The 23995-nt window shown below is 55.2% G+C and carries 19 protein-coding genes; 8 read left to right on the top strand and 11 right to left on the bottom strand.

Translation table 11 applies throughout. The features are described 5' to 3' along the window. Position 1: 1 nt before the first annotated feature. The 4 genes from VLV32_09270 to VLV32_09255 are packed head-to-tail and all read left to right on the top strand — an operon-like array spanning position 2 to position 3259. Complete coding sequence (locus VLV32_09270) at positions 2–865, top strand: branched-chain amino acid ABC transporter permease (protein ID HUL42077.1); 864 nt, start codon at positions 2–4, stop codon at positions 863–865. Next, a complete protein-coding gene (locus VLV32_09265) occupies positions 862–1812 on the top strand; it encodes a branched-chain amino acid ABC transporter permease (GenBank protein HUL42076.1) in 951 nt (316 codons plus the stop codon). The genes VLV32_09270 and VLV32_09265 overlap by 4 nt, the downstream gene beginning before the upstream one ends. Before the next feature lie 5 nt (positions 1813–1817). After that, on the top strand, positions 1818–2549 hold the full coding sequence (locus VLV32_09260) for an ABC transporter ATP-binding protein (GenBank protein ID HUL42075.1): 732 nt from the start codon (positions 1818–1820) through the stop codon (positions 2547–2549). Beyond that, positions 2546–3259, top strand: coding sequence for an ABC transporter ATP-binding protein (locus VLV32_09255; protein HUL42074.1), 714 nt, complete (start codon positions 2546–2548; stop codon positions 3257–3259). The genes VLV32_09260 and VLV32_09255 overlap by 4 nt, the downstream gene beginning before the upstream one ends. Positions 3260–3350: 91 nt before the next feature. Here the strand turns inward: VLV32_09255 and tilS are convergent, their stop codons facing one another. The 7 genes from tilS to VLV32_09220 all read right to left on the bottom strand — a co-directional run bounded on the left by tilS (position 3351) and on the right by VLV32_09220 (position 13672). Beyond that, a complete protein-coding gene (gene tilS / locus VLV32_09250) occupies positions 3351–4733 on the bottom strand; it encodes a tRNA lysidine(34) synthetase TilS (GenBank protein ID HUL42073.1) in 1383 nt (460 codons plus the stop codon). Next, the gene (locus VLV32_09245; GenBank protein HUL42072.1) at positions 4702–5670 is read right to left on the bottom strand and encodes an acetyl-CoA carboxylase carboxyltransferase subunit alpha; all 969 of its coding nucleotides are present in this window, start codon (positions 5668–5670) and stop codon (positions 4702–4704) included. The genes tilS and VLV32_09245 overlap by 32 nt, the downstream gene beginning before the upstream one ends. A 60-nt stretch (positions 5671–5730) precedes the next feature. After that, on the bottom strand, positions 5731–7455 hold the full coding sequence (ggt, locus tag VLV32_09240; protein HUL42071.1) for a gamma-glutamyltransferase: 1725 nt from the start codon (positions 7453–7455) through the stop codon (positions 5731–5733). Next, positions 7439–8995 carry a mechanosensitive ion channel family protein gene (locus tag VLV32_09235; protein ID HUL42070.1) on the bottom strand — a complete coding sequence of 519 codons (1557 nt, stop codon included), beginning with the start codon at positions 8993–8995 and terminating at the stop codon, positions 7439–7441. The genes ggt and VLV32_09235 overlap by 17 nt, the downstream gene beginning before the upstream one ends. 101 nt (positions 8996–9096) lie before the next feature. Further along, entirely contained in the window at positions 9097–10428 is a 1332-nt protein-coding gene (locus tag VLV32_09230) for an FAD-binding oxidoreductase (protein HUL42069.1), read from the bottom strand. 569 nt (positions 10429–10997) lie between these two features. Then, a complete protein-coding gene (locus tag VLV32_09225) occupies positions 10998–12287 on the bottom strand; it encodes a TolC family outer membrane protein (GenBank protein ID HUL42068.1) in 1290 nt (429 codons plus the stop codon). A 716-nt stretch (positions 12288–13003) separates the two neighbouring features. After that, positions 13004–13672: a hypothetical protein gene (locus VLV32_09220; GenBank protein HUL42067.1), complete on the bottom strand. Its 669-nt coding sequence runs from the start codon at positions 13670–13672 to the stop codon at positions 13004–13006. Positions 13673–14580: 908 nt separating this feature from the next. Between VLV32_09220 and VLV32_09215 the strand changes: the two genes are divergently transcribed. Further along, a complete protein-coding gene (locus VLV32_09215; protein ID HUL42066.1) occupies positions 14581–15588 on the top strand; it encodes a beta-propeller fold lactonase family protein in 1008 nt (335 codons plus the stop codon). Positions 15589–15612: 24 nt separating this feature from the next. On the opposite strand, the gene VLV32_09210 is transcribed toward VLV32_09215, so the two are convergent. The 4 genes from VLV32_09210 to VLV32_09195 all read right to left on the bottom strand — a co-directional run bounded on the left by VLV32_09210 (position 15613) and on the right by VLV32_09195 (position 19458). After that, a complete protein-coding gene (locus VLV32_09210) occupies positions 15613–16680 on the bottom strand; it encodes a 3-deoxy-7-phosphoheptulonate synthase (protein HUL42065.1) in 1068 nt (355 codons plus the stop codon). Positions 16681–16719: 39 nt separating this feature from the next. Further along, positions 16720–17145 (bottom strand): SUF system NifU family Fe-S cluster assembly protein, encoded by a 426-nt coding sequence (locus VLV32_09205; protein HUL42064.1) that lies wholly within the window; start codon positions 17143–17145, stop codon positions 16720–16722. Positions 17146–17299: 154 nt separating this feature from the next. Next, positions 17300–18739, bottom strand: coding sequence for an ATP-binding protein (locus VLV32_09200; GenBank protein ID HUL42063.1), 1440 nt, complete (start codon positions 18737–18739; stop codon positions 17300–17302). After that, the gene (locus tag VLV32_09195; GenBank protein HUL42062.1) at positions 18736–19458 is read right to left on the bottom strand and encodes a response regulator; all 723 of its coding nucleotides are present in this window, start codon (positions 19456–19458) and stop codon (positions 18736–18738) included. The genes VLV32_09200 and VLV32_09195 overlap by 4 nt, the downstream gene beginning before the upstream one ends. A gap of 219 nt (positions 19459–19677) precedes the next feature. Between VLV32_09195 and VLV32_09190 the strand changes: the two genes are divergently transcribed. The 3 genes from VLV32_09190 to VLV32_09180 form a co-directional block, all read left to right on the top strand. Further along, the gene (locus VLV32_09190; GenBank protein HUL42061.1) at positions 19678–20163 is read left to right on the top strand and encodes a periplasmic heavy metal sensor; all 486 of its coding nucleotides are present in this window, start codon (positions 19678–19680) and stop codon (positions 20161–20163) included. Beyond that, the gene (locus VLV32_09185; GenBank protein HUL42060.1) at positions 20163–21374 is read left to right on the top strand and encodes an MdtA/MuxA family multidrug efflux RND transporter periplasmic adaptor subunit; all 1212 of its coding nucleotides are present in this window, start codon (positions 20163–20165) and stop codon (positions 21372–21374) included. The genes VLV32_09190 and VLV32_09185 overlap by 1 nt, the downstream gene beginning before the upstream one ends. After that, positions 21374–23995: efflux RND transporter permease subunit (locus VLV32_09180; GenBank protein HUL42059.1), on the top strand; the 2622-nt coding region annotated here is incomplete at its 3' end. The genes VLV32_09185 and VLV32_09180, both read left to right, overlap by 1 nt.

The raw sequence follows: 23995 nt of genomic DNA, 5'->3' as shown, positions 1-23995 counted from the left end.
GATGGTCCTGCTCTGGCAGGTTCTGGCGAACGGCATTCTGCTTGGCGGGCTTTATGCGCTGATGGCGCTGGGCCTTGCACTAGTGTGGGGCGTGCTTAACATTGTCAATCTGGCGCACGGTGCCTTCATCATGCTCGGCGCTTACGTGTGCTATTACCTGTTTGCGCTCTACCACGTTGACCCCTTCGTGGCGCTTCCCGCCGCGATGATTGCGCTGTTCGTGCTCGGCTACACGCTGCAGCGATTTGTGCTCAATCTGATCATTCGCGCGCCCATGTTTAACACGCTCCTCGTGACGTTCGGATTTGAAGTCGTGTTGGCCAATCTCGCGCAAATGTTCTTTTCTGCGGACTACCGGACCATCAATCCGGGTTATGCGGGAGCGAACTTCGCATTGTTCGGCGCCACCATCCCGGTGGCGAGGATTTTGACGTTTGCCACGGGTTTACTGCTCACTGCGGGTCTGTGGTTTTTTTTGCTAAAAGCGCGCCTGGGACGTGCTATACGCGCAACCGCACAGAATTTGACCGCCGCTCGCCTCTACGGTGTCGAAACCCGACACATCTATGCCATAACTTTTGGGCTCGGTGCGGCGCTTGCCGGTGCAGCCGGCGATCTTTACGGAGTGGTATCGCAGATCAATCCGTATATCGGCGGCAGCCTTACGGCTAAATCGTTTGCGATTTGCATTATCGGCGGGCTGCAGAACCCATTGGGGGTAGTCGTTGGCGGCATATTCTTGGGCATAGTGGAGTCGCTGACTGCCTTATATCTCGGGCCGACCTACACCGATGTTGCAAGCTTCGGGATTCTCGTATTAGTACTGGTATTCCGACCCACCGGCCTGCTGGGCAGAACCACATGAATTTACTGTTTCGCGGGTTTGCCCTCGCCACTACACTGGCGCTGCTCATCGCGGTACCGTGGGTCGCGCCCGCGACAGTGGTGCAATTCGGCATCAGCACGCTCATGCTTGCCACCTTGGCACAAGGTTGGAGCATTATCGGGGGATATACCGGATACGCTTCGTTTGGTGGTTCGGTGTTTTACGGCTTGGGAAGCTACGGTACCGCTATTGCCATGATCCATTATCATCTGCCCTTTGGCATCGCGCTGATAGTGGGCGGCCTGGTGGCCGCGATTTTCGCTGTTTTGGTAGGCCTGCCGGTGCTGAGGCTGCGAGGGCATTATTTTGCGATAGCCACACTGGCGCTCGCGCAAGTCGTGCCGGCAATCGTGTCTAACCTCGATATCGCCGGGCGCAACATCGGTCTCATCCTGCCTTTGGTCAAGAACGACGCCTTGTTCTACGAAGCGGCTCTGGGTCTGCTGCTAGCGACTACGGTTTCAATTTGGTATATATCCCGAAGCCGCTTTGGCTTCGGTCTTATGGCGATTCGGGAAAACGAGGACGCCGCTGCGGCGATGGGCATCAACACCACGCGATACAAAATACAGGCCTTCGCTATCGCCGCTTTCTTTAGCGCCCTTGCCGGCGGTATTCACGCCTACTGGATCACCTTCATCGACCCCGGCGGTGAGTTTGACATCAGCCTGAACGTCAAAATGATCATCATGGCGGTATTTGGCGGCCCGGGATCGGTGTTGGGCCCGATCGCCGGAGCGTTTTTGCTTTCCGGCATTTCGGAAATTCTGTCCTCCAAGATTTCCAGCGTGGCAAGCCTGTTTTTCGGAGTGGTCATTGTAGTCGCCGTGGTTTTAATGCCTCACGGAATCGCCGATCTCTGGCGTCGTTACAGAAAACTCGGCCTGCGTTATTTTAGTGAAAATATCCGCGAAAACCGCGTATAGCAGACATGAACCCCGTTCTTGAAGCCCGTAATCTCACCAAGCGCTTTCACGGGCTCGTCGCCCTGCAAGACGTGAGTTTCAGCCTCATGCGCGGAGAAATATTAGGTCTTGTAGGGCCGAACGGCGCGGGCAAGACCACTCTCATTAACTTGATCAGCGGAACGTTTACCCCGACGACGGGCGATATAATTTTCGAGGGTGATGTCTTGCAGCAACCGGCGTTCCGCCGCGCCAGGCTTGGCATTGCCCGAACGTTCCAAATCACGAAACCGTTTTCCGGCCTCACAGTGCTGGAAAATGTCGCTGTGGCGGCGCTCTTCGGAAGTGAGGGTGAAAAGCGAAATTTGCAGCGCGCCAAACAGGTCTCACAGCAATGGCTTGAGTTTGTCGGGCTTGCTCACCGCTCGTCCCAGCGCGCTGATTCGCTGGGCGGTCCCGATCGCAAGCGATTGGAGCTCGCAAAGGCTTTGGCCATGAAACCCAAACTTCTGCTTCTTGATGAAGTAATGGCTGGGCTGAATCCGGTGGAAATCGATGAAGTGATCGCCGTGATTAAAAAAACGCGCGATCAGGGTATCAGTATATTGGTTGTAGAGCACGTGATGAAAGCGATACACGCTCTGTGCGACCGGCTTCTGGTACTGCATCACGGCCAAAGCATCGCCATGGGCAAGCCGTCTGACGTTCTGAATGACCCTCAAGTGGTGGAAGCCTATCTTGGAAGGAAACACGCGTGAAGCGTCCGCTTCTCGAAGTCGAAAACCTCTGCGCGGGCTACCGGGAAATCCCGGTACTACGTAACATAACGCTTGAAATTCATGTTGGCGAAATCGTGGCCTTGGTTGGAAGCAACGGCGCCGGCAAGACGACACTGCTGAAAGCATTATCCCGTGTCATTCCTTGTACCGGACAGATCCAGTTCGACGGCCGCGAGCTTGTTCATCTCACAGCCGATCAAGTATTCAGCCTCGGTCTTGTGCAAATTCCTGAAGGTAGGCAGCTGTTCGATCATATGACGGTTACCGATAACCTGCTGATGGGGACCTATGTACGCGGCGAAAAAAGCGGAATGCAGGCAGCATTTGAGCAGGTGTATTCCTGGTTTCCAATTTTGCACGAGCGCGGTAACCAACTTGCCGGAAGCCTGTCCGGCGGCGAGCAGCAAATGTGCGCCATCGCGCGCGGGCTGATGGCTTCGCCCAAGCTTTTGGTGGTCGATGAAATGAGCCTCGGCCTCGCTCCAATCATAATGCACCGATTGTTGAAGGTCCTGGAAGACGTGCGCGGCAGTGGCGTAACCATTCTGCTGGTTGAGCAGGACGTATTTGCCGCTTTCGAGGTGGCGGACCGCGCTTATGTACTTGAAAATGGCAGCCTGGTGCAGGAGGGGCCTTCGGCCGAGCTGGCTAAAGACCCTAAGGTCCAACAGGCGTACCTTGGTTTGTAGTTATGCGACTCGCGTTTTTTTGAGTCGTGTGGCGGTAAGCCTCAAAGCTGTTCCTCGAGGGAAATCAAACGCTGTTGAACGAAGAATCCGGCTACTTCGACTTTTGACTTCGATCCCGAGTATCTTTTAAAATCCAATTTGCCAATAAAGCGCTTTGCGCCGCATGCGCTTGGTAATCGCAATCAATTCCTATCCCCGGCACGTAGACTAAACGGTCTCCGCTGAAAAGCAAAGGCAAGCATGACCGTTCCCAAGGCGCAATTTTGCTCTCCTGCAGCAAGTCTTTCAGGCTGCGGCGTGGCCGCTTGCAATCCGGGCGAAGTTTCTCACCGCCGCGTCGTACGCGGATCGTGACAGGGTGCTGCATGAGCTTCGCGTAGTCGATGCCTTTGCCTTTGGCGTGCCGGAATGTCATCACGCCGCCCAGCTCGCTGATTTCCAGTTTGTGCTCGCCTTGCCAATTCCTACAGAATTCCGCATCGAGTGCGGGTCGGCTGCGGCAAACGTAAACATCGCCCTTGAATCGCCGCACGTCCAGATCACCCAGAGCAACCCGCACGTTGGCATCTTCCCGGGAGCGGGTTATCTGTTGCAATATCTCCTCCAGCCGCTTTTCGCTTGGCATAAGCAGCCCTTTCCGTGCGAAATAATAGCGCAGCAGATTCCGTGCCCGTGCCGGAGCCAGCTTGCGCAGCACCGCCGCCTTCAATCTGCCGTCCTGCACCGCAGCGCGAGAATCCAGTTCCCCCAGTTGATCAAGCAAGGCGGCGGCTTCTGCAATACGCCGCTGCGCGCGGCCCAATGTTTCGCGATACGCCGGAAAGCGCGTGCTTATCAGCGGAAGCACTTTGTGCCGGAGAAAATTACGATCAAGCGCAGTATTGTCGTTGCTCTCATCCTCGACCCATCGCAATTTGCGAGCTCTGGCGTAGCGCTCGATTTCCGAGCGCGGCACATCCAGCAAAGGTCGAATGATGCGCGGTGACGACTTGTTAATCTGGTACCTCATTTCAGGCATGGCGCTTAAGCCCTTGACGCCGCTGCCGCGCAACAGCTGCAGCACCATGGTTTCCGTTTGATCGTCTAGATGATGTGCAAGCACCAAGTAGTCGGCGTGGAGTCGCGCGTATACCCGATAACGCGCTTCCCGCGCAGCCGCTTCAGTACCTGTTGCGCGCGCTCCACTGACCGTCACCTTTGAAATTTTTATGGGGACGTTTAATGTTTTGCACCAGCGCCGGCAAAAATTCGCCCACCGCCCGGCATTCGGGCTCAATTGATGGTTCACGTGAACTGCGGATAGCTTGAAATGGAGCTTCTTGGCGAGCGCGTGCAGAATATCAAGCAGCACGACCGAGTCCAATCCGCCGCTCATTGCGAGCGCAACGTGCGTATTGCTCTTCAGTATCTTGGCGAGAACCCCTGCCACGTGCGCGCGCAAATCACGGCGCCGTGATTTCTTTGAACTTGCCATAGCCCATCAGTCGCTCGAAACGCGTTCTCAGCAAGTCATCGAGGGACTTATCCTGCAACTGCTTGAGCGACTCCTGCAATGCCTTTTTCATGGAACGCATCATCTCTTCATGGTCGCGGTGTGCCCCACCCAGCGGCTCGTTGATAATTTTATCGATCAGGCCCAGTGTCTTTAGACGCGTCGCTGTAATGCCCAATGTTTCCGCAGCATCGGCCGCCTTGTCCGCGCTTTTCCAAAGAATTGATGCACAGCCCTCGGGCGAGATTACCGAATAGGTCGCATACTGAAGCATCTGCACCAGATCGCCCACAGCGATCGCAAGCGCGCCGCCCGAGCCTCCTTCACCAATTATGCTGCACACGATGGGCACCCTGAGTTCCGACATCGCGAAAAGATTTCTGGCGATGGCTTCAGATTGCCCCCTCTCTTCCGCGCCCACACCCGGGTAGGCGCCGGGAGTATCAATAAACGTAAGCACTGGAATGCCATATTTTTCGGCAGTCTTCATGAGGCGCAGTGCTTTGCGATAACCCTCCGGCCGCGGCATGCCAAAATTGCGCCGTATTTTTTCCTTGGTGTCGCGGCCTTTTTGATGGCCGATTATCATCGCAGTCTGGCCATTGAACCTGGCCAGGCCGCCGACAATCGCGGCGTCATCGGCAAAATTGCGGTCGCCGTGCAGCTCCTCGAAATCAGTGAACAGGTTTTGAATGTAATCGAGCGTGTAAGGTCGCTGGGGGTGGCGCGCAACCTGGGAAATCTGCCACGCAGTGAGCTTGGAATAGATATCTCTGGTGAGAGCCTGGCTTTTTTTCTGTAGGCGGTTAATTTCTTCAGATATATCCAGAGCCGAGTCGTCCTGAGCATACCTCAGTTCCTCAATTTTCGCTTCCAGCTCCGCGATCGGCTGCTCGAATTCCAAAAATGTCGTTTTCATAAATCGTTAAAAGTCATTACTGCGGCTAGCAGCAATAATACAGGATTATCAACGCCGCGCTCATTGGGTCAATGATCTGCTTGCGCTGCCGATTTGCCCGCGCGGATCGCCAGCCGCCGTCGCCAGACCCGTACGTTTATCAATATATACCGCCTGAACATTCCCCCAGCGCCTCGCGCTCCCGGTAACCGCGTACCCTCGGGCTTGCATTTCGGCAATCCAGTCTTCGGAAAAACCTTGCGGCTCGATTTCCACCTGATCAGGCAAATATTGGTGATGATAACGCGCAGCGCTCAACATCTGTCGGAGGTCAACCCGCGGACGGTCCGCATAATCAAGTATTGCGAGCAAGATCATGCTGATAATCCGCGAGCCACCCGGAGTGCCAAGTATCAGTATGCCCCGCTCGTCCTCTACAAAAGTCGGCGACATGCTTGATAGCGGCCGCTTGCCTGGGGCGATTTCATTTCCGGAATAGCTCTGCAAGCGGTAAACATTGGCCGTCCCTGGCGCGACAGAAAAATCGTCCATCTCATTATTAAGAAGCACCCCGCTCATGCCTGCCACGAAACCGCTGCCGAACGGCGTATTGATGCTGAGCGTCGCAGCTACGCGATTGCCCTCGCGGTCAACAATCGAAAAATGCGTGGTATCGTCACCTTCGTTTAGCATCGGTGATTCATCTTCCAGTTCCACGCTGGGCGTCGCGTAGTAAAGATCAATTGACGCCGCACGCGACGCCGCGTAATCCTTGCTTAGCAGCCGTGCTACCGGCACGTTGACAAAATCAGGGTCGCCCATGTAGCGCGCACGGTCCTGGTAAGCGCGCCGCAACGCTTCCACCACAAAATGCGCTTTCGCGTCTTGGTCGCCCGCAGCATAAGGAAGGCGCCCAAGAATATTAAAGCTTTGCGCCAGGCTGAGTCCTGCAGCGGAAGGTAATGGTGCTGCGGTGATTTGCAGCGACTGAAAGACGAATTTCACGGGTTCACGTTCCACGACACGATAATTCTTTAGATCGGCAAGGGACCAGATTCCGCCGCCGGCTTGAACCGCAGCCACCATGTTGCGCGCCACTCTCCCCTGATAAAAACTCTTGCTTCCCCCGGAGGCAATGGCCTGCAATGTCGCCGCCAGAGCTTTTTGCCGAAGCACAAATCCCTGACGCGGCACACTTCCATAATCAAGGAACACGCGCTGCGCCTCGCCGGTGAGCTGGCCATGAAAGCGCTGGCAAATTGCAATATAGCGCGCATCGACACGCACGCCAGATTTTGCATAACGAATCGCTGGGGCGAGGCTTACCGCGAGCGGCAGTCTGCCATAATGTTTCGCAAGATGCTCAAGCGCCGCCGGGATCCCGGGAATGGCCGCAGATTTTGGACCGCGCAACGACGCTTTTGCAATAACTTGGCCTTGTGCATCGAGATACATCCCGGCGCTGGCACGCCCCGGGGCCGTTTCGCGCGCATCCAGCAGCAATTCCCTACCGTCGGAAGCGCGGCGCAATAACCAAAAACCGCCGCCGCCAAGCCCCGATGCGTAAGGCTCGACAACGGCAAGTGTGGCTGCCACGGCGATTGCCGCGTCAAAAGCATTGCCGCCTTCCCGAAAAATCTTGTAACCGGCATCAGTGGCGAGCGGGTTCGCGGACGCGATTGCGGCATTTCGGGGGCCTTCCTCGGGTTGCGCGGTGGACGCAACGAGCAACCAGCATATCAGCCCGAAAACTACGAGGCGGAAACGCCGCGGCTTGCAGAGACCGCTATTAATGCAACGTGCCAATCCCGAAAAACCGTTTTATTTTTTCGAGGATTTCACTGCGCTGCTGGGCAAGATCTGCAGCATTTTTTTCGGAGGTCATGTTCTTGTGCACTCGCTCCAACGCGAAACGACGTGAAGCGAGAATTTGCGAGATTTCATCCGCGATATCGGGGCGTGAGCGCAGAACATCTTCAAAAGCGCTTTTGTCGAGACGATAGCACTCAACGTCAGTTCTTGCTATAACGCTCGCGCGCCGCGGATCCCCGGTCATCAGTCCCATTTCTCCAAAAAAACTGCCGGCGGGTAACATCGCTAGCGGCACATAGTCGCGTTCCGGAGTTTCAAGTACGACCTCCGCCTCCCCGGAAGTGATGATGTATAGCCAGTGCGCGATTGCACCCTGTTTGGTCATTACTGCGCCGCGCGCGAACGGCGCATATTTCAAGCGTTCAGCAATGATGCGCAGTTCACTCGGATGAAATCCCTGAAATAGATCGACACGCTGCAGAGCCGCCAGGCGGCGGTTGAGTTCGCGGGATTTCACAACTTCCGCATGCTGTTCATCATGCTCGATCACACGCACGCTTTGCTCGGTGAGAGCAAAGCGAATGCCTGCCCGCTGCATGGCAGCGTAGATATGTGTGCGCACCGCCGAATCAGTCGCGTCATCATGCATCAGATCGGTGAGCCAGTAACGCAAGGCATAACGACCGGAACCGCTTTCGAAGTTCATCAGCACGCAGTTGGCGGGGGGTTGTTTCGCTACATGTGGAATAGCCGCCTGATTGATCGCATTCTCCACCGCGCTTATTACCCGCGCCGGGGTCTCGTTGTAATCCACGCTAAATGAAATCCAGCGCCGCCATTGCGGTGGCCGCCCGGCCAGCCGTCCTAGAACGGTAAATTTGTTTTTCATCAACTGGCTGTTGGGAATGACTGCCGTCTCCCCATTGCGAGTCTCGATCGATGTAGACCGCCAGCGGATTTCGGCCACCCTGCCAACCAGATCGTCCACCTTAACCCAGTCGCCTACCTCGATCGAACTGTCGAGCTGGAGGGCCAGACCGCCCATGACGTTGCCCAACGTATCCTGCATGGCAAATGCAATCACGCCCGTTATTACGGCGGAAGTGGTTATAATGCCGCCGAGGTCGAGTCCGGCGTAGCGTAGCTGCACCAGTCCCCATGCCGCGTAGGCGATGATGATGATGATGTCTTCAACAATACGCGCCGCATGCAGCCGCACCATCGGTAAAACGATGCGGAAGGTAAACAGCCCTGTGAGCTTGATCACCGCGATGCCGGTTGCAATCAGCGTTGCCTCGTACAGTACAGAGGTAATCACGCCCGAGACAACGACCTGGAAAATCCCAACGAGCAGCATGCCGGCCAAGCTGACCAGAAAAAAGCGTAGCGTGCTGACCACATCGCGCCGATCTTCAGGACGGAATCGCACAAGCAAAACCGTCATAACCAGCATCGGAAGCAGCAGATAAAGAGCCTCCTGGTGCACGAGTGTGGAGAGCATCTCTTCGGTAATCGCCGTCCAACCCAGACTCATGATTGACCCTTTTCAAAGGCCAAGCGAGCGCTTAATTTACCATGAATCGCTCGGGATGGCCCGACCTGCCGGCGCGCTGAAACGGCTCCTTCGTCTGTTAGTTATTTGCGAAGCACGCACTTCTCATACAGATTGCGAAATGCCCCTCCGGGATCGTAACGCTGTTTGAGTGCCAAATAGGCCTTACCGTTGTAGATTTCCCAGAATTCGTCTGCGGTGTAGTAGCTGTCCGAGTACAGCGACTTGATGCCGCCAAGCTCGCGGACCTTGCGCTCCACAAGGCGATTAAAGTGGCCTGGCGCATGCGTGCTATGCCTGCGCACCACGTCCCAGAAACCGAAGTTCACGTAGATCTTGCCCGGATCCATCGGGTACAGCGTCCAGCAGCCGCGCGTGCCAATGGGGCAGATCCACACCGGCAGGATGCCCACCTCGCGCCGGAAGAAGTCGAGAAACTCGGCGGCACGTTCAATCGGCACGTCGACATCCTGGATCACGGGTTCGCGGTGCCGGAAACCGGACAATCGGTCCAGCAAACGCGTCAGGTGCCAGCGGCTGTTGAACCTCATAACTTTGGTATAGAAGCGCGAGTTCAGTCGGTCGCGGCCGAGCAGGCGGCGCACTGCCGGGATCTGGGCACCGAGATTCTTGGAACACCAGAACCAGTCCGTGTCCCAGCGCCAGAGATAGCATTCTGTTGTGAGGTAATCCAAATCGCGGCTGCGAATCGAGCAATAGTAAATTGACTCGAAGGTATAGTCGCTCGTATACGGGGCTGCATCGACGAACCGGCCGACGCAAATGTAAAGTTCGTCCGCGGAGAACACCACACCGTCTAGAAAGTCCACGTCAGGCGTGCGGCATAGCTCTGCAAGCTGCGCGAAATACGCTGACGGATCAGTGTGCCGCAGATACGTGACCTTTACGTAAGGCTTTGTCGGCGTCGTCTGGGCGCGCACCCGCAACGCATAGCCCAGCGTTCCGTACGAATTCGGAAAACCGTAGAACAGGTCGCGATGTTCGTTCTCGGGTGTGCACAGGACAATGCTGCCGTCACCCAGGAGCACTTCAAGCTCCAGCATTGTTTCGTGCGCCAGTCCACGCCTGAAGGAGCTGGCCTCAATGCCTACGCCGGCAACGGCGCCGCCAATCGTGATGGACTTGAGCTGCGGAACCACGCACGGCATCAGGTTTTGTTGCAGGGTCGTCGCGGCAAGCACGTCGTAGGGCGTCATGCCCTCCACCTCGACCCAACCGTGCTGCGCGTCGACTTTGAGGACATGGTCGAACGGGGTCACATCGAGCCTCTGCTTCGGTGCCGCCGCCCGATCGCGGAACAGGTTGGAGGTGGATTTGCGCAGGCCCAACTCCTTGGCACCGCTAGCACGGAGCTCGCGGATCAGGGCTTGCCTGCGTTCGGTGTAGGACGACATGCCTATGCCAGACGTTTCATGAGTTGCCGGCTTGTAACAACTAAACCGAGCGCAACCTTTTGCGGATCGTTAAATATCGACGGATAGCTACACGTCCGGCGCTTCTTCATGAATTATTCGCGCTTAATTAGAAGCAGCCTGCGGCGCCGCTGAACGCGCTCACTCGACGCGAGGCGGGAGCGGGTTGATACAATTCCTGCTCACATAGGAGGCAGCGGCTCATCAGATAATTGGTCCCGTTGCCGTTGTCTTTGCTGTCCATGATCTGCAGCAGCGGGTTGCAATAATTTGGGAACGGCTTTTTTGGCAGCCGCGTTCCAATCCCAATCCATGATCTATCGATTCCCCAAAGCCTCGCCAGTGTCTAATCTACCACGGGAAAGAAAGCGAAGCACGTGTGACTGCGGGTCGCCACGCTTTTTTGAGTGTCGTGCGCCCGCGGGCGATCGGCAAGGCGCGTTTACCATTCCGCCTGCGATCTAAACTCGATGAGTGATCTGGCAGTGAAACAAATAGCGAGAGCATCCGCGTGTTCCAAGGCAAGGAACGACGAGTCAGGATGATTGCCGCTATCTTAACCAGCGATTGACTTCGGCGAGATCCACTTCGCTGAGTTGCCCTGCTGCCGATTTAAGCCGTAATTGGCTCAGTATAAAATTGTAGCGCGCCTGCGCCAAGTCGCGTTTGGCGCTATAAAGCTGCTGCTGAGCGTTGAGCACGTCGACTTCGGTGCGCACGCCAACTTCCTTGCCTAGCATAGTCGAATCCAGCGACGTTTGGCTTGAAACCAGCGCCTGCTCCAGCGCCTTAACTTGAGCCACGCCGCTGGTCACGCCCAAAAATGCCTGGCGCGTGGAATAGGTTGCGGTGCGGCGCGCGTTTTCCAGATCCTGTTGCGCTTTATCTTGGTTGGCAATGGCCTCTCTCACCAGGGATTCCTGACCACCGCCTTGGTAAATCGGCAAATTGAGCTGTATTCCAATCTGTTTAGTAGTGGTGTCGTTGGGAATGGCCACGGAACCAGTTGATAGGTTGGTAGCGCCCGTTGCGTTCTGGCCGTAGGACCCTACCAGATTAATGGTTGGATAGTGCCCTCCGCGGTTGCGTTCGACTTCACGTTTGGCGACTTCCAGTGCTGCTTGCTGCGCTCTGATTTGCGGACTATTGACTTGCGCCGCTTCTACCCAGCGCCCCATGTCGTTGGGCTGAGGCAGTGTCAACGGCAAATCGGTCGATAGCGATTTGAGCGGTCCCGGTATGCCGCCGATAATTTGCGCAAGAGCTTGTTTCTTTACTTCCAGATCGTTGCGCGCAGCGATCTCCTGCGAGACCACAAGGTCGTAGCGCGCCTGCGCATCGTTGATATCGGTAACGGTAGCAGTCCCAACTTCGAAATTGCGTTTTGCCGAAGCCAGCTGTTCGGCAATCGCGGCTTTTTGCGCAAGAGCGAACTCTAAATTATCTTGAGACGCCAGCACATCGAAATACGCCTGAGACACTCGCAGCATGAGGTCCTGGCTCGCGACATTCAATTGCGCATCGCTTTGCGCCAGCTGCGATTTCGACTCCAAATATTGATCGATACTTTGCTTGTTGAACAACGGCTGTATCAGCGTAATCGTAACTCCGTTGCTATTAAATTGACTCTGCCTGCCAGGTTGCGTCGGATCGCGTAACTGAGTATTACTTTGATTATAAGTAGTGTTCCCGGAAAGACTGACGTTTGGCAATAGCAGCGCACGCCCCTGTGGTAATTTCTCCTGCCCGGCCTCCCAAGAAGCACGCGCGGAGGCATATACCGCATCGCGCGACAGCGCCTCTCGGTAGACATCCAGTAAGTCTTCGGCGTGTACCGGCATACAAATTCCGGCACTCAAAAATAAGAGTACTAAGCGAATCATTGCGGATACCCTATTCTTGAAAAAATCGTCCACCACCCGATCTCTGCTTCATTTCCGCCTCGAGATTTCCTTCGATCCGAATAACGAGAGGGGTCTCCGGCCAGCGCAATCCGCTGTACTGTATCATCGAATTGCGCGGCATTGAAGTGGTGCTTGATGAACGAGCCGAGCGCCGCTTTAGGTAATTCAGTAGGCCGGGAGGCGTAGCGCCGCTCGCAACGTAACCTGTCTGGGGCTTTCAATGCGGAGGCCACCTGCCGGATTCGGGCAGGTAAAGAACAACCAGCCAGAAATGTACATCGCGCAAATTTCTGCTGTCAAGCGCGGGAAATGTACATCGAACGATGCGGACGCATGTACGTCGCAATTTGCGCACACCGGCCGATGCAAACGATGCGAAACTAAATTGCCGGTCAGCCCGCGGGGACACGGCAGCACCGACGCAGCTCATAGGATCGATTTGAGAGATTAATTCTTTGCCGCAGAACAGGTAATATCTGTGCGCGCCCACTACAGTACGTTTGACATTCACGACACAGTCCTCGCAGTAGGCAAAAAAAAGCCCGCTCGAGGAGGAAAACGGGCTAACAAATTAGAAAATGCTGATACCGTTGAATGTCGTGTGTTCCGCTCCGAAGCCTAGTACTTGGCTGGGACAGGATTTCTTTTGTCGCCTAGCCCGACGCCTCTTTTGCCGAAGGGTGCTTGACTATTGTCGCAACCTTAGTCGCCACGCTGGCGTACCCCTTTGCGCGGGACGGCAATACCGCTGGAACCGGCCGTGGTTCGCCAATTACGCTGCCGAGCTTTACCCCCAGAACAGCCGCGATTTTTCCCCAACCCGCGCCACGAAGCTTCATTTGCAAAATACCATTGAGCTCGACGGTACTGCCGGAAAGCGGGCTGCTGATTGCGCCTCCGACCAATACCGCCTGCAACTGCTGCATTGAGGGTTGAGCGATCCCTTGCGCGGCCAAATATTGCCTTGCCAAAGAAAGAGTGATAGAAACATTGCTGTAACCCATGCGGCCGGTGGGTGGCGTGAAAGTGACTGCGGATGGGCCTCCGTTAACGCGGTCAGTAAGCATTATGTCGGTTCCATCGCGCAGACCTATCACCAAGCTCTGGGCATTGCGGTCGGATCCTGCAAACAGCCTAAACTCTGCGCTTAATCTTGCGAATGCAATGGATTCAGCTCTGCTTCTATTCATCGCCGCCTGAGCCGCCGCGTGCTCGGTTTGCGCCGCGCAAGGCACGCACTGTTGTTCATGCACCGGCTGTAAAGCTCGTGGTCCGAGACCGGCCTCAAAACCAAGCGAAATATTCGGTAGAAATTTCAACATTGCTTTCGCTTTAAAATTTTTTCAAAAGATTCAAGACATAATTCTCAACTTGATGCACTGCCTCAGCAATAGCTATGCCATCAAATATTTACTAATACTAATCAAGCCGCTACAACGTAATATTAAAGTAATTTAGCGCTCCTCCCAGCCTCGATTAGTCGGGGCTAAACGACGCGCCGAGCAAGAAAACAAGTTACTGATTTGATTAATTTTAGTTTTTTGCTGTCGCTATTTGGCGACAGCTTTAAAAAGCAACCCAAGTGCTTGAACCAAAGCAGAACACATTTCATTATCTCGCGCGCTTTTTTATAAAGCGGTTGCAGCGGCAATAAGAACGCCGCGATCACTCTCAGTTGAACCTAGCTGAACGTTGCCAATAGGTAAAAACAGATTCGATTAAATTCTGCGCTAACGTGTCGTTTATCTGTTGACGCGCAAGCGGTTAAGCTTAACCGCGAACGCGCCGTCGCCCCTGCTGCATTTCCATCCACAGCATTGCCACCGCGATTGCCGGGCTAAAGTTATGCGCGCCGGCCGGTCTGTTCCAATCATGGTGCCTTCGCTGACCCGATTTTCTTGGTGGCGTGGCTGCGGTATATTTGCGCTATCCGCTCAGATTTGTCATACGGGCAGGATTTGCTACATCCTACCTATTTTTCAAAGGCCTTAAATCGCCTCTGAGAATGGGCAAGTCGTGAGCTACGGATACCTGCAACCGTAATCTAATATCGGCGACGCAATGAATATAATGCGGTGCGAACCTCCTTTACCAACTGGAAAGATTGATTGCAGCTGCTTTAGATGTTGGCGTCACGCTTTTCGTCATTCTGGTATTTATCTCCTCGACCTTTGTTGCGGTTGGAAGATAGCCCAGGTAAAACACAGTTGACGACTTCATTCGCGCCACCATGAATTCGGCCGTTGCCAAGATTTTCTCGTTGTATTGCGCAGGACTTATGCTCGCGGGAATCAGCTTTTTTGCCTACGCGTACGAAATCTGGGTGACTAACCAGCGTACCGACCAGGTCGAAGTGATTGATAGCGGAACACGCAAAGTGGTTGAAACGATACGGACCGGGAAAAAACCTCATAACATTACGTTTAACGTCAATGGAAATAGAGCGTATGTCGCCAACCTGAGATCCAACGATTTCACGGTAATTGACGCGGATTCGCACAAACCACTTAGAACCGTGCCTGCCGGAAAGCTGGTGCACCACATCGCAGTCTCTCCGGACGACAATCTGCTGTTGGTGACCAATCGCGGAGACAATACAATAACCGCCTTCGACGCGCACGGCCTTGCGCCTATTAAAACGATACGGGTCGGCACGCGGCCGGCGATGACTTTGTTCACGCCCGACGGCAAAAAAGCATACATCAGCAATAGCGGTGATGGGACGCTCTCGATTCTCGACGTCGATGGCCTGAAAATTACGGGGATCATACCGAATGTCGGCAGAGACGCTGCAAGCATGGTGATGAGCCCCGATGGCAAAAAACTAGTCGTCACCACAAGCGAAGACAACGGCTATACCATAGTCGATACACGTTCAGAACAGATCGTCGGCAAGTATCACTCCGGAGCAGACCCGCGCAGCCTGGCCCTTAAACCCGATAGCGACTATGTGATCATCGCAAATCGCTCGTCGAACAATCTATCGATTGTCGATCTGGCAAGCGGCCGGGTGGTTGCCACCATTTATAAGGTGGGAGACAAACCCAGCTCAATCGACATATCTCCCGATGGACGGCTGGCATATCTCGCGCTGATAGGAAAACGAACTGCCGAAGATCCTCCGCAACGGCTGTCCGGGAAGGACGCCGGCTTATCTGTGATAGACCTCAATAGGAAGAAGAAACTCGCGACCATCAAACTCGGCGGCGACCCCTACGGTGTCGCAGTGAGACCGTAATGCGGCGCGTTTTGCCGCAGTACTTCAAGCAGTCCGCTTCGATGTGCTCCTAAGCGTGCCGTGAGCTTCACGCAGGATGAACTCCGTGGTCGGCCAGTCTATGCAGGGATCGGTTACCGAGACCCCGTACTTGAGTTGAGCGCGGTCGGCTGGAATCGGCTGGTTACCCGCTTCAAGATTGCTCTCGATCATGAAACCTATTATCGACTGGTTGCCACTTAAAATTTGCTGCACGCAATCGCGCAGCACTACGGGTTGTAAACTGTAGTTCCTATTCGAATTGGCGTGACTGCAGTCCACCATTATTATTTCCGGCAAGTTATTTGCCCTCAGCTCTTTTTCGCACAGCTGAATACTTTGTGAATCGTAGTTGGGTGTATTGCCGCCACGCAGAACCACATGCGCATGGCGGTTACCGCGCGTGCGAATCACCGCGCAGCGCCCGCTTTTATCGATTCCCAGGAAACTGTGGGGGCGGGACACCGATAGCAGCGCGTTGATGGCAACCTTGAGACTGCCGTCCGTACCATTCTTAAAACCGACCGGAGATGACAAGCCGCTTGCCATTTCGCGGTGGGTCTGGGACTCCGTGGTACGGGCGCCAATGGCGGTCCAGGTTATCAGATCTGACAGATACTGTGGAACGATAGGATCAAGCGCTTCCGTGCCGGCCGGAAGGCCCATTTCCGCCAAATCAAGCAGCAGCCGCCGCGCTTTCTGCAGACCTTCCTCGATTTTGAACGAATCGTCCATCTCCGGATCGTTGATCAATCCCTTCCACCCGATGGTCGTACGCGGCTTCTCAAAATACACCCGCATCACGACAAGCAACGTGTCGGAAATTTCATCGCCAAGTCTTTTCAGGCGACGCGCGTAGTCGTGAGCGGCTTCAATGTCGTGAATGGAGCATGGACCAACCACAACCAATAAGCGAGAATCTTTCCGCTCCAGAATATCCTGTACAGCTTGTCGGCCACGAAGTACCGTGACCCGCGCGGCTTCGGTAAGCGGTACCCGTTTCCTGATTTCCGCAGGCGTAAGCAGCAGCTCCTGCGAGACGACATTTAAATTATCAACCTGCCTTTCGCTCACGATTCGCCCTCTAGCTCCTGGTCACAATCAAAAATATATTCACGCGTGGTCTAACGCCTGTTCCAGTGTTTCCCATGGCAGCGTTGCGCAGTTGATGCGCGAAGGGTATTCGCGCACTGCGGCCAGAACGCAAAGATCGTCAGTCTGCGTGGAGGCGCTGGATGACGATTGCGCAAGCAATCTAGAGAAATGCCGAAACATGGATCTTGCCTCGATTATTTTCTTACCCTTCACCCTTTCAGTCATGATTGAAGCTGAAGCCATCGATATGCCGCAGCAGGAACATTGAAAGCCGACGTCCAAAATCAGCTCGCCTTGCAGTTTGAGATAAACCGTCATAACATCTCCACACATTGGATTAGAGCGTTCCGCTTCGCGGTTCGCCCCCTCCGGCTTGCGGTAATTCCGAACGTTCTTGATGTGATCCATGATCACGTCGTCGTAAAGATTCTTGAGCTCACTCATTGCCAAGGCCTTTCGGACCGCCTGCTACACCCGTTTCATAAAAACAAAAGGGTTACCTCTTGTAACCCTGAATGATATGTAAAACCCAGCTACCTGTTTTTGAAAAGCCACTCAGCCCGATGCGGTTGCCTCGATTATTTAGATTATACCTAAACTAGCTACTGACCACCCCGGATTCCTTGAGGGATGCCCGTCGGGGCAGCTTCACGATTACCTGCAATCCCGACGATTTCAGGTTTTCACAAGTAATATCCCCTCCATGATCCCGTGCAATGCTGCGGGCAATGCTAAGACCCAATCCGCTGCCGCCGCTGTCGCGGTTCCGTGAATTTTCAATCCGATAAAAAGGAGCAAACACATTTTCCTGTTCCTCGACCGGGATCCCCGGTCCTTCGTCTTCGACCTTGAGTACCAGGCGCGCTTGTTCGTCCTGCACAACAATGGTCGCCTGTTTGCCGTATTTGACGGCATTTTCAATCAGGTTACCGAGACACCGTTTCAGTGCGCGAGGTTTGCCCACGAATGTAGATGTGGCTTCGCCCAGAATACGGACTGGGTGACCGGTCTCTTCGTAATCCGCTTGCAGGCTTTCAATCAACGCCATGACGTCGATTGGTTGAAATTGTTCCCCGGTTTCTCCGCCTCGCATAAAATCCAGGGTGGTGCGAACCATTGATTCCATTTCGTCGAGATCTTTTGCAAATGTCGCTTTCACATCGGCGTCGTCAAGCATTTCGGTGCGCAGCCGCAGACGCGTGATGGGCGTCTTCAGGTCGTGGGACATCGCTGCCAGGACGCGCGCGCGGTCATTAAGATAATTTGCGAGGCGGGATTGCATCTTGTTAAACGCATGCGCGGCGCGGCTCACCTCGGACGGGCCGGATTCATGCAAAGGCGGCCGGTTTATATTTTCGCCTAGCTTTTCTGCGGCTGTGGCAAGCGACGACAAGGGCTGCGTGACCCAGCGAACGGCAATTAGCGAAAGTATAACAACTGCGACCAGTCTCACAGAAAGATCAAATGCCAGGCGAAATGGCCACCTTCCCGGTTCCCATGGAAACTGGTCCTGAAAATTTGCCAGCGTCCCATCAGCCAGCCCTACCTGCGCGGCGAGCATCAAAGGTTGAAAGCTCGTATCGCGCGGCAAGGGCCGCGTCCCCGATACTGGTTGTGGGGGGCGCGCCGACGCGGATTCCGGACGCTGGGCGCCGGTACCGCCACGGTACCTCGCCTCGACCTTAATCGCTCTTTGGCTGCCCAGAGTAGAGCGCAGGGCGGCGGCAAAGTCGCGTGCAGTGTCGTTCAATTCAGGGTCTGATTCGCGCAAAGGCGCAGCGCCATTTCCCAACGACACCGAAAACGTGTTGCTGCTAAATGATTGTACTGCATTGCGCCGCTGTTCTGCGCTGAGCGCTTCCAATACGCGCACTGCATCGCTAATTCTTTGCGCGGCCCGCGTAACACGTATCTGTAAAATATGTTGCTCTCGTTCGCGAAACACGATGGCTGCGCTGAGTATCTGCGCTGCGATAAGGCCCAGCACCAGAACCAGCACCATGCGTCCGAATAGGCTTTTTGGCAGCAACCATTTCATTTTTCCATCTCCACGTCGGCTGCCAGAACGTAGCCTTCGTTGCGTACCGTTTTTATGATGGCCTGTGCTCCTGCATTATCCCCCAAGCGCCGCCGCAATCGGCTCACCTGGACGTCGATGCTGCGTTCGAAAGGCCCGGTTTCCCGGCCCTGCATCAAATCCATCAGCTGGTCCCGCGACAGTACGCTGTTGGCATGCTTGAGAAATATTCGCAGCAGACGGTACTCCGACCCGCTCAGCGGAGTCACAACGCCTGCGGGCGATACCAGGTGACGGGATACAGTGTCAAGCCGCCAGTCCGCGAAACGCAGCGCGCGCGCTTCGTCGGGTTTGAGATTTTCCGGCAATGATCGCGCGCGCCGCAGAACCACCTTGATTCGGGCGAGAAGCTCGCGAGGACTGAACGGCTTCGGCAAATAATCGTCGGCGCCAATTTCCAACCCTACTATCCTGTCGGTTTCCTCGCCGCGAGCGGTAAGCATAATTACCGGTGTTTCGTATTTAGCCCTCAACTTCCGGCACAAAAGCAGCCCATCATCGCCCGGCAACATGAGGTCGAGGACGATTAGATCGACACGCCCGCCTTCCAGAGCATCCCACATGCCGACGCCGTCCTTCACGGCCGTGACCCGATAGCCGGTCTTGGAAAGATATTCACTGAGAAGACGCCGAATTTCAGCGTCATCGTCCACTATCAGTATATGATCTGCGGCTTCCATGAAAATTTATACCTCGCCCAACGGCCAGCACGAAGCGAATTTGTGTAACGCAATGTTGCAGCACGCGTTACCGTCAGGATATGTTACAAAAATCCAAGTCACCGACGATTTCTTAACGCACGGTGGTGATTTAATGGCAATGGTCACGCAACATTGCTTAATGCGGCCTCTGACTAGGGTCATATTTTTACCAGAAGTTTACGCTGAAGGAGAACCACGATGAAGACCACTAGAACCATTTCCGCTTTTGCCGCTGTCGCCGTTTTGCTGGCTGCAGGAATTCTTTCCAGCGCTGCCGCGTCGCGAACCGACCGGCCGGGCGGTGCTTTTAACCATATATTCAGTGAGCAACTGCATAAACAGCTCAATCTTCAGCCAGATCAGGAGCGGCAGTGGGAAGCACTAATGAACGAAGAAGAGTCATTGCGCAAAACGATGTCGGATTCGCGCATGCGGCTGCACCAGGCTGTCAATGCGGAATTTTCGAAAAGCCATCCCGACCTGGTAGCCCTGAGTAAAGTGGCAGACGCAGCACAGCAGCAGATTTTTACTGCCCGCAAGGATTTCCGTAACAATGCGCTCACGTTTTATTCCAGTTTATCGCGCGAGCAGCAGGCTGTTGTGATAAACGCCGTCAAGCAGCAACGCCAGTGCATGGAACGCTACTTCGAAAAGAGGCATCATGTCCATTACCAGGACAGCTAATGCCAGAAGCTAACGCCTCACCCAGCACGCGCGATCCTGCAAAAAGAGCACCGCCGCGCTGGTGGTGGCTCGGGTTGCTTGTGTTATGCGTGCTGGGCGTTGGCACATACCTACTCGTGGCTGACTTGGGGGGCGCGCAGCAACCCGCGCATAAACGCGGATCTGAATTGCCGGATAAAGGCGTTCCTGTCGTTGTCGCGGCTGCGCGGCAAAGCAATGTTGACGTTTACCTATCCGGGCTGGGCACCGTCACGCCGTTGAACACGGTCACTGTGAAAAGCCGTGTTGACGGACAGCTCATCAAGGTGACGTTCAAGGAAGGCCAATTCGTCCATGCAGGCGAGCTGCTCGCAGAAATCGATCCGCGCCCATTTGAAGTGCAGCTGACACAGGCCGAGGGGCAAATGGCGCACGACGAGGCCCTGCTGAAAAACGCGGAGCTTGACCTGGAGCGTTACCGGACGCTGTTCGCGCAGGATTCGATTGCAAAGCAGCAAGTAGATACTCAGGCGGCCCTGGTACGCCAATATCAAGGTTCATTAAAAACGGATCGGGGGCAGATTGACAATGCCAAGCTGCAGCTCATCTATACTCGCATCACAGCTCCCATCAGCGGGCGTGTGGGATTGCGCCAGGTGGATCCGGGCAACATCGTTCACGCAACGGACCAGAACGGTCTGGTCATAATCACGCAGCTGCAGCCCATCACTGTAGTGTTCACGATTACGGAAGACGACCTTCCAAGCGTGATGAAAAAGCTCCGAGCGGGGGACAAATTGCCCGTGGACGCCTATGACCGCGAAGGCAAAGTCAAGCTTGCGAGCGGCTTCTTGCTGACTGTAGACAATCAAATTGATCCTACGACCGGAACGGTAAAGCTCAAAGCGCAGTTTCCTAATGAAGACGAGAGCCTATTCCCAAATCAGTTCGTAAACGTGCGTATGCTCGTGAATGTCGAGAAAGACGCGACGGTTATTAACTCGGCAGCCGTTCAGCGCGGCGATCAGGGTACATATATATATGTCGTCAAGCCGGATCAGACCGTGACTGTGCGTCTGATCAAGACCGGACCCGCGCAGGGCGATGTGATCGCCGTTGACAGCGGTGTTGCGCCTGGCGATGTCGTCGTCATTGACGGCACCGACAAACTGCATGAGGGCGCCAAAGTCCAAGCCATTCAGCGCGCTACCGGCGAGCACAAAAGCGGCTAATGAATCCCTCCCGCCAGTTCATCCTGCGGCCCGTCGCCACCTCGCTGTTGATGTTGGCCATCTTGCTTTCAGGGATCATCGCCTACCGCTTGTTGCCGCTGTCCGCGCTTCCGGAAGTGGACTATCCCACTATTCAGGTTATCACCCTTTACCCAGGTGCAAGCCCCGACGTAATGACCTCCTCGATTACTGCTCCGCTCGAACGCCAATTCGGCCAGATGCCCGGTCTCAATCAAATGTCTTCCACGAGTTCGGGTGGTGCATCGGTAATCACTCTGCAGTTTAGTCTGAGCCTGAGCCTTGACATTGCCGAGCAGGAAGTGCAGGCAGCGATCAACGCGGCCGGCAATTTACTTCCTACAGACCTGCCCATGCCGCCGATTTACAACAAGGTCAATCCGGCCGATGCGCCCATCCTGACTCTTGCGGTCACTTCGCAATCGCTTCCCTTGCCTAAGGTTCAGGATCTCATCGATACGCGGCTGGCGCAAAAAATGTCCCAGCTTTCGGGAGTGGGTCTCGTCAGCATTAGCGGCGGTCAGCGTCCAGCGGTACGCATTCAGGCGAACCCGAAAGCCCTGGCTGCCTACGGCATGACTCTTGACGATCTGCGCACGGCGATTGGTAACGCCAACGTGAACCAGGCCAAAGGCAGTTTTGACGGCCCGGCCCAGGCGTCCACAATCAATGCCAATGATCAACTCAAATCAGCGCAGGACTACCGGCAGCTCATCGTCGCATACACGAACGGCGCTCCGGTCCGCCTCGCTGATGTCGCTGATACGGTGGACGATGCCGAAAACGTTAGGCTCGCCGCATGGGCCAACAAAATCCCCGCATTGATTGTCAATATCCAGCGCCAGCCGGGTAGCAACGTGATCGAAGTGGTGGACCGCGTAAAGAAGCTGTTGCCGAAGCTTCAGGCCACATTGCCCAGCGCGGTACAGGTAAGCCTGCTCACCGACCGCACCACCACCATCCGAGCTTCCGTTAAGGACGTGCAGTTCGAGCTACTGTTAGCAGTGTCGCTGGTGGTGATGGTGATATTTCTTTTTCTCCGCAGCCTCTCCGCAACGGTAATACCGGGAGTGGCCGTGCCACTTTCGTTGGTTGGTACTTTTGGCGTGATGTATCTTGCGGGATTCAGCATCAATAACCTCACGTTGATGGCGCTGACGATAGCCACCGGGTTCGTCGTGGACGATGCCATCGTGATGATTGAAAACATCGCGCGCTACATCGAAGCGGGAGAATCGCCGTTGCAGGCTGCACTCCTAGGGTCAAAGCAGATTGGCTTTACCATCATCTCGCTTACATTTTCCCTGATAGCGGTGCTTATTCCTCTGCTCTTCATGGGCGACGTAGTAGGTAGACTGTTCCGCGAATTCGCCATTACGCTGGCCGTGGCAATTTTAATTTCCGCTGTGGTTTCGCTGACGCTTACGCCGATGATGTGCGCCAGGCTCTTGCATCACACGCCACAGGACAAACAAAGCCGGTTTTACCGCGCAAGCGGTCTTTTCTTCGATAAAGTTATCGCTTGGTACGGCCGGATCCTCAATTGGGTGTTGAACCGCCAAGGCGCGACGCTTTTGGTCGCAATCGCGACGCTGGTGCTCACGGTGCTGCTTTATATCTTCATACCCAAGGGCTTTTTCCCAGTACAGGATACCGGTGTCATTCAGGGAATTTCTGAAGCGCCGCAATCAATTTCGTTTTCGGCAATGGCACAGCGCCAGCAAGCATTGGCGCACGTGATTCTTGAAGACCCGGCGGTCGATAGTCTGTCATCGTTCATTGGCGTGGACGGAACCAACGTCACTCTAAACAGCGGCCGGATGCTGATCAACTTAAAACCGCTCAGCGAGCGCGGCGTCAACGCAACAGAGGTTATCCGCCGCCTGCAAGCGAAACTCCAGCAAGTACCGGGCATTTCCCTGTACATGCAACCGGTACAAGATCTCACTATCGAAGACCGCGTGAGCCGCACGCAGTACCAGTTCAGCGTCGAAGATGCCGATCCCAAGGAACTGAGCATATGGGTCCCCAAGCTGGTCGCGCGGCTGCGTAAACTGCCCCAGCTCGCCGACGTCGCCAGTGATTTGCAAGACCAGGGACGCTCCGTTTTTGTCGATATCGACCGCGACACTGCCAGCCGCCTGGGCATCACAGCCGCAACGATCGACAGCGCACTTTACAATGCTTACGGTCAGCGCCTGATCTCCACTATCTTTACCCAATCCAACCAATACCGGGTGGTGCTGGAGGTAAAACCCCAGTACAAAAGAGGCCCCGCGTCCTTGGACGACATCTACATCGCCGCGGGTACCACTGCCGGTGGTACTGCGCAACCAGCGGCGACCACATCTGCGCAACCAGCCGCGACCGTGCCGGTACAACCAGCCACGACCACCTCCGCGCAATCTGCCGCGACCACCACTTCGCAGTCGACCATTGTGAGCCCAACTCAGCCAGTGAAACTCAGCACCATTGCGCGGGTGACAGAACAGACTGCACCCCTGGTCGTCAATCACCTCGGACAGTTCCCGGCTGCGACGATTTCGTTCAATCTCGCTCCGGGTGCGTCCTTAGGCGATGCCGTACAGGCGATCAGCGCAGCG

The sequence above is a fragment of the Burkholderiales bacterium genome (assembly GCA_035518095.1).
Taxonomy (GTDB): domain Bacteria; phylum Pseudomonadota; class Gammaproteobacteria; order Burkholderiales; family JAHFRG01; genus JAHFRG01.
Note: the sequence above shows the minus strand (reverse complement) of the source record. Positions and strands in the feature narration are given on the sequence as shown.